Source organism: Stenotrophomonas sp. 17(2023), from assembly GCF_030345315.1.
Classification (GTDB): domain Bacteria; phylum Pseudomonadota; class Gammaproteobacteria; order Xanthomonadales; family Xanthomonadaceae; genus Stenotrophomonas; species Stenotrophomonas acidaminiphila.
In genome coordinates this window covers 2030955-2045205 of record NZ_CP128405.1, presented here as the reverse complement: position 1 = coordinate 2045205, position 14251 = coordinate 2030955, and the positions used below count along the sequence as shown (strand labels likewise).

Here is a 14251-nt window from a genome sequence, read left to right as displayed (position 1 = left end):
GACAAGACCCATGAGTGCTTCCTCCTCCGCGCCGGCCCGCGACCGGCTGCGTATCGCCATCCAGAAGAGCGGGCGCCTGGCCGACCCGGCGCGCAGCCTGCTGGCCGCCTGCGGGCTGAGCTGGCGGCAGAGCCGCGACAAGCTGTTCTGCTTCGGCGAATCGCTGCCGGTGGACCTGCTGCTGGTGCGCGACGACGATATTCCCGGGCTGATCGCCGATGGCGTCTGCGACCTCGGCGTGGTCGGCCTGAATGAACTGGACGAGCAGGCCAAGGCGCGCCGCCAGCAGGGCCTGCCCGACGCCTACCAGCCGCTGCGCGGGCTTGGCTTCGGCCAGTGCCGGCTGATGATCGCCGTGCCCGAGGACTGGGACTGGCAGGGCGTGGCGCAGCTGTCGGGCAAGCGCATCGCCACCAGCTACCCGGCCATCCTGGCGGCATGGCTGCGCGACAAGGGCGTGGACGCGCAGGTGGTGGAACTGTCCGGTTCGGTGGAGATCGCGCCGAAGCTGGGTACCGCCGACCTGATCTGCGACCTGGTGTCCAGCGGCGCCACGCTCGCGGCCAACCAGCTCAGGCCGGTGGAAACGCTGCTGGACAGCGAAGCGGTGCTGGCCGGCCCGGTGCACGAACTGGACGACGCCCGCGCCGGGCTGATGGCGATGCTGCTGCGCCGCCTGGACGGCCTGAGCAGGGTGCAGGACCGCAAGCTGCTGATGTTCTCGGCCGCCGAAGAGCGCGTGGACGCGCTGGCGCGGCTGCTGCCCGACGCCGAGCCGCTGCTGCGGCTGCCGGGCAATGGCACGTCGGTGCGCCTGCAGACCATGTGCAACGGCGCGCTGAGCTGGCAGCGGCTGGAGGAACTCGAGCGCGCCGGCGCCCAGGGGTTGATGGTGCTGGCGGTGGAGAAGTCGCTGGCATGAACATCATCGACTGGAACGCACTGGATGCCGACGCGCAGGCACGCGCGCTGACCCGGCCGGCACAGGCGGTGGCCGCGCAGACCCGCGCCGCGGTGGAGGCACTGATCGGGCAGGTCCGCGAGGGCGGCGACGCCGCGCTGCGCGACATCACCGCGCGCCTGGACGGGGTGGCGCTGGAACGCTTCGAGGTGAGCGAAGCCGAGTTCGCCGCCGCCGAACAGGCGGTGCCGGCGGAACTGCGCATCGCCATGCAGCAGGCGGCCGAACGCATCGACACCTATCACCGCGCCGGCATGGCCCAGCCGTACTCGGTGGAAACCGCGCCGGGCGTGGTCTGCGGCAAGGTCGTCCGCGCCATCGCCCGCGTCGGCCTGTACGTACCGGCCGGCAGCGCGCCACTGCCGTCGACCGCGCTGATGCTGGGCGTGCCGGCGAAACTGGCCGGTTGCCGCCAGGTGGTGCTGTGCACGCCACCGCGCCGCGATGGCACCGCGGATCCGGCCGTACTGGTGGCCGCCCGGCTGACCGGCGTGCACCGGGTCTACAAGATCGGCGGCGCGCAGGCGATCGCGGCGATGGCCTGGGGCACCGCAACCGTTCCGTCCTGCGACAAGCTGTTCGGGCCGGGCAATGCCTACGTCACCGAGGCCAAGCAGCAGGTGGCGCAGGCCGGTGCCGCGGCCATCGACATGCCCGCGGGGCCGTCGGAGGTGCTGGTGATCGCCGATGCCGGTGCCAATCCGGTCTTCGTCGCCGCCGACCTGCTGTCGCAGGCCGAACACGGCCCGGACTCGCAGGTGCTGCTGCTCAGCGACGACGCCGCGTTGATCGCCGCGGCGCGCGACGAAGTGGAACGGCAGGTGGCGCGGCTGCCGCGCGAAGCCATCGCCCGGCAGGCGCTGGCGGCCTCGCTGCTGGTCCAGGTCGCGTCGATCGAGCAGGCGTTCTCCATCTCCAACCGCTACGCGCCCGAGCACCTGATCCTGGCGCTGCGGCAGCCGCGCGACTGGCTGGAGCGGGTCGAGGCGGCCGGTTCGGTGTTCCTGGGCGACTACACGCCCGAAGCGCTGGGCGACTACTGTTCCGGCACCAACCACGTGCTGCCCACCGCCGGTGCCGCGCGCGCCTACAGCGGGGTCAGCGTGGCCAGCTTCCAGAACCAGATCAGCGTGCAGGCCGCCAGCGCGCAGGGCATTGCCGGGATCGGGCCGTGCGCGCTGGTGATGGCCCGCGCCGAAGGGCTGGACGCGCACGCCAACGCGGTCGCGCTGCGGCTGGAGGTGGCGCAATGAGCGGCGTGCTCGACCTGGTGCGCGAGGACCTGCGCGGCTTCGCCGGATATGCGTCCGCGCGCAGCACCCGGCTGGAAGGCGAGATCTGGCTCAATGCCAACGAATCGGCGTGGCCCAACCCGGGCGATGCGGCGGCGCTGTGCCGGCGTTATCCCGAGCCGCAGCCGCAGGCGCTGCGCGAACGTCTGGCCGCGCTTTACGGCTGCACGTCCGAGCAGTTGCTGCTTGGGCGCGGCAGCGACGAAGCCATCGACCTGCTGGTGCGCGCGCTGTGCGCGCCCGGCCGCGATGGCGTGCTGTACACGCCGCCGGTGTTCGGCATGTATGCGGTCAGCGCGCGGCTGCAGAACGCGCCCGCGCTGGAGGTGCCGCTGCGCGACGGCCCGGCGGGGCTGGAGCCGGACATCGAGGCCATCATCGCCACCGCGAAGCAGGGCAACGCACGCCTGGTGTTCCTGTGCTCGCCCTCCAACCCGGGCGGGTCGAGCATCGGCCTGGCGCAGGTCGAGCGGGTGGCCGCGGCGCTGCGCGGGCAGGCGCTGGTGGTGGTCGACGAGGCCTATGCCGAATTCGCCGACGAGCCTTCGGCGGCAAGCCTGCTGCCGCGGCATGAAAACATCGCCGTGCTGCGCACGCTGTCCAAGGCGCATGCGCTGGCGGCGGCGCGCATCGGCTGCGTGATCGCCGATGCCGGGCTGATCGCGGTGCTGCGCAACTGCCAGGCACCGTACCCGATCCCGGCGCCGTGTTCGGCGCTGGCGCTGGCCGGGCTGGACGACGCGGCGCTGGCGCGCACGCGCGAACGCATCGCCCTGGTGCGCGCCGAGCGCGAGCGCCTGCGCGCCGCGCTGGCGCAGTTGCCCGGCGTGCGCCGGGTGTACCCGTCCGACGCCAATTTCCTGCTGGTGCGCTTGGTCGACGCCGAGGCCGCGTTCCAGCGGCTGCTGGTCGCCGGGGTGGTGGTGCGCGACCAGCGCGGCGCGCCGCAGCTGCACGACGCGCTGCGCATCACCCTCGGTACCCCTGAACAGAACGCGCGCGTACTGGGCGTGCTTGCCACGCTGGAGCCTGCAGCATGACCCCCATCCTGTTCGTCGACCGCGACGGCACCCTGATCGAGGAGCCGGCTGATTTCCAGATCGACGCCTACGAGAAGATCCGCTTCGTCAGGAACGTGATCCCGGCGATGCTGCGCCTGCGCGACGCCGGCTACCAGTTCGTCATCGTCTCCAACCAGGACGGGCTCGGCAGCGACAGCTACCCGCAGGCAAGCTTCGACGGCCCCAACGACCTGATGCTGCAGATCTTCGCCAGCCAGGGCATCGTGTTCCGCGACGTGCTCATCGACCCGAGCTGGCCTGCCGACAACAGCCCCAACCGCAAGCCGGGCATCGGCATGATGCTGCCGTACCTGCAGGACCGCTCGATCGACTGGGCGCGCTCGGCGATGGTCGGCGACCGGCCCACCGACATCCAGTTCGCGGACAACATGAAGATCCGGGGCTTCCAGCTGCGCACCGCGCAGTTCGGCGGCGACTGGGACTGGGACGGCATCGCCCACGAGCTGGCCGATGCGCCGCGCCGCGCCGTCGTGCAGCGCGATACCAGGGAAACGCAGATCCGCGTCGCCGTCGACCTGGACCGGGTCGCGGCGTCGCAGGTGGATACCGGCCTGCCGTTCTTCGACCACATGCTCGACCAGATCGGCCGCCATGGCGGCTTCGCGCTGGAGGTGCAGGCCAGGGGCGACCTGCACATCGACGAACACCACACCATCGAGGACACCGGCCTGGCGCTGGGCCAGGCGCTGCGCGAGGCGCTGGGCGACAAGCGTGGCATCGGCCGCTACGGCTTCACCCTGCCGATGGACGAAACCCTGGCCAGCGCCGCGCTGGATTTCAGCGGCCGCCCGTACTTCGTGTTCGAGGGCGTGTTCAAGCGTGAGCGGGTCGGCGACATGCCCACCGAGCTGGTGCCGCATTTCTTCCGCTCGCTGTGCGATGCGGCCGGGTTGAACCTGAACCTGAAGGTCGAGGGCGACAACGACCACCACAAGGTCGAGGCCTGCTTCAAGGCGCTGGCCCGCGCCCTGCGCCAGGCGATCCGTCGCCAGGGCACCGAGCTGCCATCGACCAAGGGGGCGTTGTGAGCACGGTCGGCCTGATCGATGCCGGCGGCGCCAACCTCGGCTCGGTGCGCTATGCGCTGGAGCGGCTGGGCGTGGCGGTGCGCATGGTGCGCGAGCCCGCTGGCCTGGAAGGCGCCTCGCGGGTGATCCTGCCCGGCGTCGGCGCCGCCGCCGAGGGCATGCGCCGGCTGCACGCCCAGGGGCTGGTGCAGCCGCTGCGCGAACTGCAGGTGCCGCTGCTGGGCATCTGCCTGGGCATGCAGCTGCTGTTCGAGCGCTCCGAGGAAGGTGGGGTGGAGTGCCTGGGGCTGTTGCCCGGGGTGGTGCGACGCCTGCATCCGGCGGTGGGCGTGCGGGTGCCGCACATGGGCTGGAACAAGCTGCTTGCGCTGCGCGAGTCGCCGCTGCTGGACGGCGTGACACCCGGCTCCAGCGCCTATTTCGTGCACAGCTACGCCGCACCGGTCACCTCCGATACCGTGGCCGCGTGCCACCACGGCGGCCTGTTCACCGCGGTGGTGCAGCGTGGCCGCCTGTGCGGTGCGCAATTCCATCCCGAACGTTCGGCCGGCCCCGGCGCGCGCATCCTGCGCAATTTCATCCAGAGCGATCTTTCATGAGCTTTACCGTCTATCCCGCGCTCGATATCCGCGACGGGCAGGTGGTGCGCCTGCTGCAGGGCGACTACGCGCAGCAGACCACCTACGGCGACGATCCGTTGCCGCGCGCACAGGCCTTCGCCGCTGCCGGCGCGCAGTGGATGCACCTGGTCGACCTGGACGCGGCCAGGGCCGGTGGCTACACCCTGGCGTCCCTGCTGGCACGGATCGCCGCGGACACCCGGCTGCAGGTGCAGACCGGTGGCGGCGTGCGTTGCCGCGACGACGTGGCCCGCATCCTCGATGCCGGCGCCAGCCGCGTGGTGGTCGGTTCGCTGGCGGTACGCGAGCCCGCGCAGGTGCTGGCGTGGCTGCACGAGTTCGGCGCCGCGCGGCTGACCATCGCGCTGGACACGCGGCAGGGTGACGATGGCGTGTGGCGGTTGCCGGTGCACGGCTGGACCGAGACCGCCGATGTCACCCTGGACGAACTCGCCGTGCGCTATGCGCAGGCGGGCATGCAGCACCTGCTGTGCACGGACATCGCCCGCGACGGCATGCTGTCCGGGCCCAACCTGGACCTGTACGCGCATCTGTCGCGGCTGCTGCCCGGGGTGGCGGTACAGGCTTCCGGCGGTGTGCGCGATGTCGCCGACGTGGCCGCGGCGCGTGCGGCCGGCTGTGCCGGCGCGGTACTGGGCAAGGCGCTGCTGGAAGGCCGGCTGCAACTGCAGGAGGCGCTGGCATGTTGAGCCGCCGCATCATTCCCTGCCTGGACGTGCGCGATGGCCGCGTGGTCAAGGGCGTGCGCTTCCGCGACCATGTCGACATGGGCGGGATCACCGAGCTGGCGCTGCGCTACCGCGACCAGGGCGCCGACGAACTGGTGTTCTACGACATCTCGGCCAGCCCGGAGGGACGCTCGGTGGACCGGGGCTGGATCGAGCGTGTCGCACGCCTGATCGACATCCCGTTCTGCGTGGCCGGCGGCATCCGCGACGTGGGAACCGCGCGCGCCATCCTCAATGCCGGCGCCGACAAGATCTCGATCAACACCCCGGCGCTGGAGCGGCCGGCGCTGATCGGCGAGCTGGCCGGGGCGTTCGGCCAGCAATGCGTGGTCGTCGGCATCGACTCGATCCGCGAACCCGACGGGCAGTGGCGCGTGCGCTCCTACACCGGCGACCCGGCCCGCACCCGCGACGAGGCACGGCTGACCCTGGACTGGCTGCGCGAGGCGCAGCAGCGCGGTGCCGGCGAGATCGTGCTCAACTGCATGGACAGCGATGGCGTGCGCAACGGCTACGACATCGCCCAGCTGCGCCAGGCCCGCGCCCTGTGCAGCGTGCCGCTGATCGCCTCAGGCGGTGCCGGCACGCCCGGGCATTTCGCCGACGTGTTCGAACAGGCCGACGTCGACGGCGCGTTGGCGGCCAGTGTGTTCCACTCCGGGGCCATCGCCATTCCTGAACTCAAGCGGTTCCTGCGCGAACAACAGATCGAGGTGCGCGATGTCTACTGAAACAAGCTTCGACACGACCGCGCTGGACTGGGACAAGGTCGGCGGGCTGATGCCGGCCATCGTGCAGGACGCGGCGACATTGCGCGTGCTGATGCTCGGCTACATGGACCGCGCCGCGCTGGACCGGACCCTGCGTGACGGCCGGGTGACCTTCTTCAGCCGCAGCAAGCAGCGCCTGTGGACCAAGGGCGAGACCTCCGGCCACCACCTGGAGCTGGTGGCCATCCGGGCCGACTGCGACGGCGATACCCTGCTGGTCAGCGCGCACCCGCACGGACCGACCTGCCACACCGGCAGCAACAGCTGTTTCGGCGACGCGCCGGGGCAGTTCCTGGGCGCGCTGGACGCACTGGTCCGGCAGCGCGAACACGACCGCCCGCTCAACAGTTACACCACCAAGCTGTTCGAGAAAGGCACCCGCCACATCGCCCAGAAGGTGGGCGAGGAAGGCGTGGAGACGGCGCTGGCCGGCGTGGTCCAGCGCGATGACGAGCTGCTGGGCGAGTCGGCCGACCTGCTGTTCCACCTGGTCGTGCTGCTGCGCGCGCGCGGGCTGTCGCTGGACGATGCGGTGGCGGTGCTGGAACAGCGCCACGCCAGGGCCGCGGAGAAGGCGGCACGCTGAGCGCAGGTGTGGCACGGGCGCCTGCCGTCCCTGGCCGGCGTGGCGCCATGCGCGCGTGGCATGACGGCGCGATAATGGCGGCCTGTCCGTTCTCTTGACGAGGCTCGCATGCGCCATTCCCTGTTCGCCGGCCTGTTGCTGGCCTGCGCACCGCTGACCGCGGCCGCGTCCTGCGTGGAGGGCGCGGTGTTCGACGATGCCAACGGCAATGGCGTGCGCGACCCGGGGGAACAGCCGCTGCCGGGCATCCGCGTGTCCGACGGCGAGCACATCGCCGTCACGGGCCACGACGGCCGCTACCGGCTGCCGGATTCGGCGCAGCCCATCGTGTTCGTCATCAAGCCCGCGGGCCGTGGTGCCGCCGCGCGTGCCGATGGCCTGCCGGACATCTGGCGCCCGCGCGCGGGCGAGGTGGCGGGTACCCAATGCCGTCCGTTCGCGCTGGTGCCGCAGGCGGATGCGGCGGACAGTTTCCAGGCCCTGGTGATGGCCGACAGCCAGACCTCCAGCACGCTGGACGTGGACTACTTCGAGCGCGACATCGTCGCGCCGCTGCGTGGCCGCCACCAGGCGCGGCTGGGCATGACCCTGGGCGACATCAGCAACGACGACCCGGCGCTGTATCCGCTGCTGGTCAAGGCGGTGACCTCGCTGGGGGTGCCGTGGCTGCACGTGCCCGGCAACCACGACATGGACCTGGGCGCGCGCAGCGATGCCGACGCGCTGGACAGCTTCCACCGCCAGCTCGGCCCGGACACCTATGCCTGGGAGGAACCGTCGATGGTGTTCATCGGCCTGGACGACGTCATCGCCCGACCGGGGCAGAAGCCGGCGTATGTCGGCGGCCTGCGCGAAGACCAGTTCGCTTTCCTCGAGCGCTACCTGCCGACCCTGCCAAGGGACCGGCTGGTGGTGCTGGGCCTGCACATCCCGCTGTTCGACCGCGGCTTCCGCGCAGAGGACCGCGCGCGCCTGTTCGCGCTGCTGGAGAAGCTGCCGCACCCGCTGGTGCTCAGCGGCCATACCCACAACCAGAGCCAGGTGTTCTGGAGCGCGGCGCAGGGCTGGAAGGGCGCGCGGCCGCTGCACGAGTACAACGTCGGTGCCGCCTGCGGTGCGTTCTGGTCCGGTGTGAAGGACGCACAGGGCATTCCCGACACCACCATGTCCGATGGCACGCCCAACGGTTACGGCCTGCTCAACGTGCAGCCGCAGGGCCGCTACAGCGTGGAGTACCGCGTCGCCCGTGCGCCGGAGGACATGCAGATCGCGCTGCATGCGCCCCGGGTGCTGCGGCATGGCGCGTACCCGGCGTGGGGGGTGTACGCCAACGTGTTCATGGGCCATGACGGCCTGCCGGTGGAGTTCCGCGTCGACGGCGGCGACTGGCAGCCGATGAAGCGGGTCGAGCAGCCCGATCCGCGCCTGCTGGCCGAGAACGTGGCCGACGACCAGGCCGACAGCCTGCGCGGCTACGACCGTTCGCCCGAAGCCACGCCGTCCTCGCACCTGTGGCGCGCGGCGTTGCCGACCCGGCTGGAGGTGGGCGAACACACGGTCGAGGTACGCACCACGCTCAACGGCAGGGAGTACCGCAGCCACACCACCTACCGGCTGCAGGACGCGCAACCCTGAGCCAGCGGGCGGGTGGTGCGGGCGCTACAGCCGCCCGTGCACCCAGGGCAGGCCGATCTACGCAGCGCTGGAGCGGCGCCGGTGCGTGCGCACGGGGAGGGGGTGGAGGGCACGCGACTGCGGCTGCGTTGACCCGGCGGCGTCCTCCAGGCGGTCAGCGCGTCCCGGGGCTGGCCGATGCCGCACCTGGCGCGGCCGACGGCGCATGCACGAACGGATAGGGCACCGGCGCACTTGCCGGCAGCCCTGCGCGCCAGCGCGCCAGCACCGGCGCGATCGCCTTGCCGGCGACGAACTGCGGATGCGATGGCAGCTCGCCCTCCTGCTTCTCGCGCCGGCGGACGCTGTCGCGGGCCATGGCGAAGGCGGCGGCGAAGTCGTCGGTGGCGTTCAGCGCCTCGACCAGGAACGCACGGCCGAACCAGGTGGCGCTGTCGGTATTGCCGCAGCCGAAGGAGGGGCGGTCGCTGCGCGCAGCGGTGATGACCATGCGGTTGGCGGCCTTCAGCACCGGCACGAAGCCCCCCGAATAGCAGGCCGAGACCACGATCACCGCATTGCCGATGCCGGCCTCTTCGAGCAGCTGCGCCAGGTCCTCCGGCGTCAGGTAGTCCTCCTGGTCCGGTCCGGTGTGAAGGTAGAGGCTGCTGTCGTCCAGGCCATGGCTGCTCAGATACACGAACAGCACGTCCTCGCGCGGGTCGAGCACCTGCCCCAGCCCGTCCAGCGCGCGGCCGATGCTCTCGTAGGTCGCCGGCGGCAGCGGCGCCTCATCCGGCAGCGTGTCCGGCTGGTTGACCAGCGCCAGCATGCGCCCGGGCGCATCCCAGCGCCGTGCCGACAGCTGCCGCAGGTAGGCGACCTCGTTGCGGAACACGTCCTCGTCGGCATCGCCGGCCACGCCCAGCACGTACACGTCGCCCACGCCCGGGCGTTGCGGCGGCAGCCGCGCGAGCATCTCCTCGAGCAGGGCCTGCTGGCGGTCGTCCAGCGCCGGCGTGGTCGGTTCCCAGGGCGGGGTGTCCGGGGTCTGCGCCAGCGCCGGCCAGATCGCGCAGGCCAACGCGCAGGCCAGGGCGATGGCGCGTGGCTGCCGGGTGCGGCGGATCGGTGCGGTGATGGCGGCAGGCATGGGCGCGGGGGTCGGCGGAACCGGATGATCGTATGCATTATCAGCCCGCCGCGGGAACCGCTGGTGCCCGGTCCAGCACGTCGCGCCAGTTCAACCACCACGCCTTGGGGGGGCGCGGGATCTGTTCCCACCACAGGTTCATGGCCTGCACGTCGCCGTGCAGCCACGCCGCGCGGTGCCCTGGCGGAGGCGCGCTGTCGAACATTGTCGCCAGCCGGGTGTACAGCGGCCCGGAGGCCAGCGCCGGATAGCGGGTAAGCAGGGTGAGCAGGCTGAACCGGTCCGCGGCCGTCGCTTCGCGGGCGACCTGGGCCTCGGCATCGGGGGGGCGCTGGCCGGCGGCCATCGCCTGGTCGAAGCGGATGACGGCCGTGCGGAAGCCGGCGGCCGCGTCGCTGGCCAGTGGAATGCCGCTGCGTTCGGCGCTGAAGTCGAGGGTCGAACCGGCCGGCACCAGGGTTTCCTGGCCTTCCACGCGGTGCATGACCCAGCCGCTGGTGACGCGCAGGGTGCCGTCGCCCTGCGGCGAGCGGCTCATCTCGAACGCGCATCCCAGGTCGACGGTTTCGCTGCTGCCGGTGGCGATGCCGAAATGGCCGGGTGGCGCCCAGATGCGCGCACGGATGCGGCCTTCCAGCAGTTCGATGCGGTGGTGGCCGGTGCGGGTGTCCGTGAGCCGGACCCGGGTCCCTGGCAGCACCTGCATCCGGCCGATGCGCGCCACCTGCAAAGTGGCCGACTGCGTTGCCGCCGTCGCCAGCGTCTGTCCGACCGCCAGCGTCGCCGGCAGGGTGCGGGCATCGGCTTCGACCTCGACCGCCCACTGCCGGTGCTCGCTCCACTGCAGGCGCCATGGCAGCCACGCGGCGACGATGGCCATGCCGGCAACCAGCACGGCGGCCGCGGCCCCCGGCAGGACCCGCCTGCTGCGCCTGCGGCGCAGCGCCGGCGCGGTGGGCAGCGGCCCGGGGACATGGCGGTAGCTGCCCAACAGTGTCGTCAGCCGCTCGAGTTCGCGGTCGCCCGGCAGGTCCGGGTCCCACAGCGGATCGGGTGTCTCAACCATCGCTCGTTTGCTCCTGCCGGGGGATGCCCAGCGCATCGCGCAGCCGCTGCATGCCGCGGTGAAGGTTCACCCGGACCGATTGCGGGGTCAGTCCGGTGAGGCTGGCTATCTCCGGTCCGCTGAGGCCTTCGACCAGGCGCAGGATCAGGGTCTCGCGGTAGGCCTCGGGCAGGGTGCGGATCGCGTGCAGTGCCTGGCCGGCCTGCGCCATCGCGTCCGGGCCCGCCCCCGGCCAGACCGGCTCGTCGGCGTCGGCCAGTGCATGTTCGTCGAGGGCTGTTGGGGGCCGGTTGCGGCGCGCGATCATCGCGATCCATGGCCCGAAGCGCGCCGGCTCGCGCAACTGCTCCAGCCTGCCGAAGGCGATGACGAAGGTTTCCTGGGTCAGCTCCTCCGCCCGCGCACGCGGCGCCATGCCCAGGTGGATGGCATGCACCAGCGGGGCGAAGGTGCGGTAAAGCCAGGCGAACGCCGCCTGCGACCCGCGGCGGGCTTCCTGTACCTGCCGGGCGATGTCCAACGGGAGGGTCGCGGCCTTCATGTCCTGGAGGGTCGGGGGGACACGGGGAAAGAGGGAGCGGCAGTGTGGAGTGTTAACAGGGCGACGCGGTTAACGCCGAGGCGGTGGCAGCGCTCTTCATCATGGCCCCCTGCCTGGAGCATCCGCATGCAACGATCCACCGGACTGTCGATCCCGTACCCTGCATCCCCCGCCGCACCGGCCGCGCGCGTGCCGCTGCTGTTTGTCCTGCTGGCTACCTGCAGCGCTGCCGGCGCCGCTACCACGCCGGTCGTCGGGCGGCCCTGCGAGGACTGCGAGGTGGCGCTGATCGGGTTGCCGGCCGCGCCGGCGGCCAGCGCCCGGTTGGCACCGGTCGACGAGCCCGGCCAGCGGCTGCGCCTGCATGGGCGTGTTGCCGATGCGCACGGGCGGCCGCGCCCGGGTGTGGTCGTCTATGCGCACCAGACCAACCAGCAGGGCCTCTACCCGGGCGAGAAGACCGACCGCACCCCGGGTGTCCGCCAGCACGGACGACTGCGCGGCTGGGCCGCCACCGATGCCGACGGGCGCTATGCGTTCCTCACCGTGCGCCCGGGCAGCTACCCGGGAACCCGCTTGCCCCGGCACATCCACCTGTACGTGATCGAGCGTGGCTGCGCGCTGTACTACATCGACGACGTGTTGTTCCGCGACGACCCGCACCTGACGCCCGCGGTCGCGCGCAAGGCGTCGCCGGGCCGTGGTGGCCCGGGCATCGTCACACCGGTGCGGGTCGGCGATGGCTGGGAGGCGCAGCGCGACATCGTGCTGGGCCGCAACATCCCCGGATACCCGCAGTGCGCGCAGTGAACGGCGGGCATGCGCAGCGTTATCCGCTGGCCCTGCGGCTGCTGCACTGGCTGCTGGCGCTGCTGCTGGTGCTGCAGATCGCACTGGGGTTCATGGCCGAGTACGCGGCCACGCCGGAATACTCGGCGGCGCTGCTCCCGCTGCATTTCCGGCTGGGCATGCTGATCCTGTGCCTGACATTGCTGCGCCTTGCCCTGCGCCTGTGGCTGCCGGTCCCCGGGGCCGACGATGCCACGCCCTGGAGCGGGCGGATCCGCACCGGGGTCCATGGCCTGCTTTACGCGCTGGCGCTGCTGCTGCCGGTGAGCGGCCACGTGATCTGGGTCTGGATGGGCGCGGACCGGACCCTGTTCGCCGGCGTGCAGGTACCGGCGCTGTTCGTTCCGCCGGCCGACGAAAGCGGGCGGGCGCTCGCCTGGTACGTGCATGTGTATGGCGCCTGGGCGCTGTCGGTCCTGGCCGGCCTGCATGTGGCGGCCGCAGTGTCGCGCCATTGCAGGCAGGGCGATGGTTTCATCACCCGGCGCATGGGGTTGGCCAGGTTGCCCGGCAGGCCCGTAGACGGTGGCTCGGCGCGACGCCACGACGCGGGCGCGGCACCGCAGGTCGAGGAATGAAGCCGGTTGCCGGCCGGCGCTGTCTCAGCGCCGCCGCAGCCAGAAATAGATCGGCAGCCCGGCCAGCACCAGGCCTGCGCCCCACAGCAGCGCTTCGGTGCCGATGCCGCCCAGCGCGTAGAGGCTGAAGGCCAGCGCGCCGGCGGCGGCCAGCCGCGAGCCCCGGCCATCGCCGCGCCACAGCCAGGCGGCTGCGCCGGCAAGGTAGGGCAGCAGGGTGGCGGCGGTGGACAGCAGCACCGAGAACTTGAACAGGTCCACCAGCGAGCGGTTGTAGTTGCTGATCACCAGCACGCTGGCCAGCAGGCAGCTGACGATGACGCCGAAGGCCGGGGCGCCGCGCGCGTTCTCGCGGGCGAAGGCGCGCGGCAGCACGCCGTCGCGGGCCGCGGCCATCGGCAACTGCGCCGCCAGCAGGGTCCAGCCGTTGAGCGCGCCGACGCAGGACACCGCCATCACCACCGCCAGCAGCACGCCGGCCGCCGGGCCCCACAATGCAGCCGCGGCGTCGGCCATCGGGGCGCTGGAACGGGCCAGCACGTCGGCCGGCAGCAGGCCCAGCACGGTGGTGCAGGCCAGTACCGTGGCGATGCCGGCGATCGCGGTGCCGGCCACGGTGGCGCGGGCCACGGTCCGCGGGGCATCGTCCACCGATCCGGCCGGCACGGTCGCCGCTTCCAGCCCGATCATCGCCCACAGCGTCAGCGCCACGGTGGCGGCGGCAACGCTGCCCAGTGATTCACCGCTGGGATTGAACGGCACGTAATGGCGGGTGTCGACGAACCACAGCGCCACCAGCCCGAACAGCAGCAGCGGCACCACTTTCAACACGGTGGTCAGCAGTTGCACGCGGCCGGCCTCGCGCAGCCCGGCCAGGTTCACGCCGGCGCACAGCCACAACGCGACCAGGCCGCAGCCGGCCGCGCGCACCGGGGTGGCGGTCAGGGACGGGAAGATGGCGCCGATGCTGCCGGCGAACGCCACCGCGATGGCGGCGATCGCGCACCACATCGAGATCCAGTAGCTCCACGCCACCACGAAGCCGGGCAGTTCGCCGAACGCGTTGCGCGCGAACACGTACGGTCCGCCGGTCTGCGGCCAGCGGCGCGCCAGGCGGGCGAAGGTGACGGCCAGCAGCAGCGCGCCGCACAGGGTGATGGCCCAGCCGACCAGGGTGGCGGCACCGTAGGGCGCCAGCGTGGCCGGCAGCAGGAAGGTACCCGAGCCGATCATGCTGCCCACGACCAGGGCGGTGGCGGACCAGAAGCCCAGCGGGCGGTGGGAGGTAGTCATCGGGAGCGCGCGGAACAGGGCGCGGCCGCGGGTGCCGTGGGCACCGGACCGGGCGGTAGGGGGAGCGCC

15 protein-coding genes are annotated in these 14251 nt (G+C 72.0%); 11 read left to right on the top strand and 4 right to left on the bottom strand.

Annotated features, from left to right (window positions below; translation table 11 throughout):
* The first annotated feature begins 10 nt into the window (after positions 1–10).
* From hisG to QQA12_RS09190, 9 genes are all read left to right on the top strand, one after another.
* Positions 11–922 (top strand): ATP phosphoribosyltransferase, encoded by a 912-nt coding sequence (hisG, locus tag QQA12_RS09230; protein ID WP_056932784.1) that lies wholly within the window; start codon positions 11–13, stop codon positions 920–922.
* On the top strand, positions 919–2214 hold the full coding sequence (gene hisD, locus QQA12_RS09225; RefSeq protein WP_226049139.1) for a histidinol dehydrogenase: 1296 nt from the start codon (positions 919–921) through the stop codon (positions 2212–2214). Before hisG ends, hisD begins: the two co-directional genes overlap by 4 nt.
* Positions 2211–3293: a histidinol-phosphate transaminase gene (gene hisC, locus QQA12_RS09220; protein ID WP_226049138.1), complete on the top strand. Its 1083-nt coding sequence runs from the start codon at positions 2211–2213 to the stop codon at positions 3291–3293. The genes hisD and hisC overlap by 4 nt, the downstream gene beginning before the upstream one ends.
* Positions 3290–4363, top strand: coding sequence for a bifunctional histidinol-phosphatase/imidazoleglycerol-phosphate dehydratase HisB (hisB, locus tag QQA12_RS09215; RefSeq protein ID WP_226049137.1), 1074 nt, complete (start codon positions 3290–3292; stop codon positions 4361–4363). The genes hisC and hisB overlap by 4 nt, the downstream gene beginning before the upstream one ends.
* On the top strand, positions 4360–4962 hold the full coding sequence (hisH, locus tag QQA12_RS09210) for an imidazole glycerol phosphate synthase subunit HisH (protein ID WP_056932780.1): 603 nt from the start codon (positions 4360–4362) through the stop codon (positions 4960–4962). Before hisB ends, hisH begins: the two co-directional genes overlap by 4 nt.
* A complete protein-coding gene (gene hisA, locus QQA12_RS09205) occupies positions 4959–5693 on the top strand; it encodes a 1-(5-phosphoribosyl)-5-[(5-phosphoribosylamino)methylideneamino]imidazole-4-carboxamide isomerase (RefSeq protein WP_226049136.1) in 735 nt (244 codons plus the stop codon). The genes hisH and hisA overlap by 4 nt, the downstream gene beginning before the upstream one ends.
* Positions 5687–6463: an imidazole glycerol phosphate synthase subunit HisF gene (hisF, locus tag QQA12_RS09200; RefSeq protein WP_226049135.1), complete on the top strand. Its 777-nt coding sequence runs from the start codon at positions 5687–5689 to the stop codon at positions 6461–6463. Before hisA ends, hisF begins: the two co-directional genes overlap by 7 nt.
* Entirely contained in the window at positions 6453–7088 is a 636-nt protein-coding gene (hisIE, locus tag QQA12_RS09195; protein WP_226049134.1) for a bifunctional phosphoribosyl-AMP cyclohydrolase/phosphoribosyl-ATP diphosphatase HisIE, read from the top strand. Before hisF ends, hisIE begins: the two co-directional genes overlap by 11 nt.
* Before the next feature lie 108 nt (positions 7089–7196).
* The gene (locus tag QQA12_RS09190; RefSeq protein ID WP_226049133.1) at positions 7197–8723 is read left to right on the top strand and encodes a calcineurin-like phosphoesterase C-terminal domain-containing protein; all 1527 of its coding nucleotides are present in this window, start codon (positions 7197–7199) and stop codon (positions 8721–8723) included.
* 154 nt (positions 8724–8877) lie between these two features.
* On the opposite strand, the gene QQA12_RS09185 is transcribed toward QQA12_RS09190, so the two are convergent.
* From QQA12_RS09185 to QQA12_RS09175, 3 genes are read right to left on the bottom strand one after another with little or no spacing between them, the layout of a single operon-like run.
* On the bottom strand, positions 8878–9855 hold the full coding sequence (locus tag QQA12_RS09185) for a C13 family peptidase (protein ID WP_226049132.1): 978 nt from the start codon (positions 9853–9855) through the stop codon (positions 8878–8880).
* 40 nt (positions 9856–9895) lie between these two features.
* On the bottom strand, positions 9896–10921 hold the full coding sequence (locus tag QQA12_RS09180) for a hypothetical protein (RefSeq protein ID WP_226049131.1): 1026 nt from the start codon (positions 10919–10921) through the stop codon (positions 9896–9898).
* Complete coding sequence (locus QQA12_RS09175; RefSeq protein ID WP_226049130.1) at positions 10914–11462, bottom strand: sigma factor-like helix-turn-helix DNA-binding protein; 549 nt, start codon at positions 11460–11462, stop codon at positions 10914–10916. Before QQA12_RS09175 ends, QQA12_RS09180 begins: the two co-directional genes overlap by 8 nt.
* Positions 11463–11588: 126 nt before the next feature.
* Here QQA12_RS09175 and QQA12_RS09170 point away from each other — a divergent pair, with 126 nt between their 5' ends.
* Positions 11589–12272, top strand: coding sequence for a hypothetical protein (locus QQA12_RS09170; protein ID WP_226049129.1), 684 nt, complete (start codon positions 11589–11591; stop codon positions 12270–12272).
* Positions 12260–12889, top strand: coding sequence for a cytochrome b/b6 domain-containing protein (locus QQA12_RS09165; RefSeq protein WP_226049128.1), 630 nt, complete (start codon positions 12260–12262; stop codon positions 12887–12889). Before QQA12_RS09170 ends, QQA12_RS09165 begins: the two co-directional genes overlap by 13 nt.
* 24 nt (positions 12890–12913) lie before the next feature.
* On the opposite strand, the gene QQA12_RS09160 is transcribed toward QQA12_RS09165, so the two are convergent.
* A complete protein-coding gene (locus QQA12_RS09160) occupies positions 12914–14182 on the bottom strand; it encodes an amino acid permease (RefSeq protein WP_226049127.1) in 1269 nt (422 codons plus the stop codon).
* Between the last annotated feature and the right edge of the window lie 69 nt (positions 14183–14251).

Coding starts and splice junctions, on each gene's coding strand:
- QQA12_RS09175 (WP_226049130.1), bottom strand. CDS start 11,462: ATGAAGGCCGCGACCCTCCCGTTGGACATCGCCCGGCAGGTACAGGAA.
- QQA12_RS09180 (WP_226049131.1), bottom strand. CDS start 10,921: ATGGTTGAGACACCCGATCCGCTGTGGGACCCGGACCTGCCGGGCGAC.
- hisA (WP_226049136.1), top strand. CDS start 4,959: ATGAGCTTTACCGTCTATCCCGCGCTCGATATCCGCGACGGGCAGGTG.
- hisG (WP_056932784.1), top strand. CDS start 11: ATGAGTGCTTCCTCCTCCGCGCCGGCCCGCGACCGGCTGCGTATCGCC.
- QQA12_RS09185 (WP_226049132.1), bottom strand. CDS start 9,855: ATGCCTGCCGCCATCACCGCACCGATCCGCCGCACCCGGCAGCCACGC.
- hisD (WP_226049139.1), top strand. CDS start 919: ATGAACATCATCGACTGGAACGCACTGGATGCCGACGCGCAGGCACGC.
- QQA12_RS09170 (WP_226049129.1), top strand. CDS start 11,589: ATGCAACGATCCACCGGACTGTCGATCCCGTACCCTGCATCCCCCGCC.
- QQA12_RS09190 (WP_226049133.1), top strand. CDS start 7,197: ATGCGCCATTCCCTGTTCGCCGGCCTGTTGCTGGCCTGCGCACCGCTG.
- hisC (WP_226049138.1), top strand. CDS start 2,211: ATGAGCGGCGTGCTCGACCTGGTGCGCGAGGACCTGCGCGGCTTCGCC.
- hisIE (WP_226049134.1), top strand. CDS start 6,453: ATGTCTACTGAAACAAGCTTCGACACGACCGCGCTGGACTGGGACAAG.
- QQA12_RS09160 (WP_226049127.1), bottom strand. CDS start 14,182: ATGACTACCTCCCACCGCCCGCTGGGCTTCTGGTCCGCCACCGCCCTG.
- hisB (WP_226049137.1), top strand. CDS start 3,290: ATGACCCCCATCCTGTTCGTCGACCGCGACGGCACCCTGATCGAGGAG.
- hisF (WP_226049135.1), top strand. CDS start 5,687: ATGTTGAGCCGCCGCATCATTCCCTGCCTGGACGTGCGCGATGGCCGC.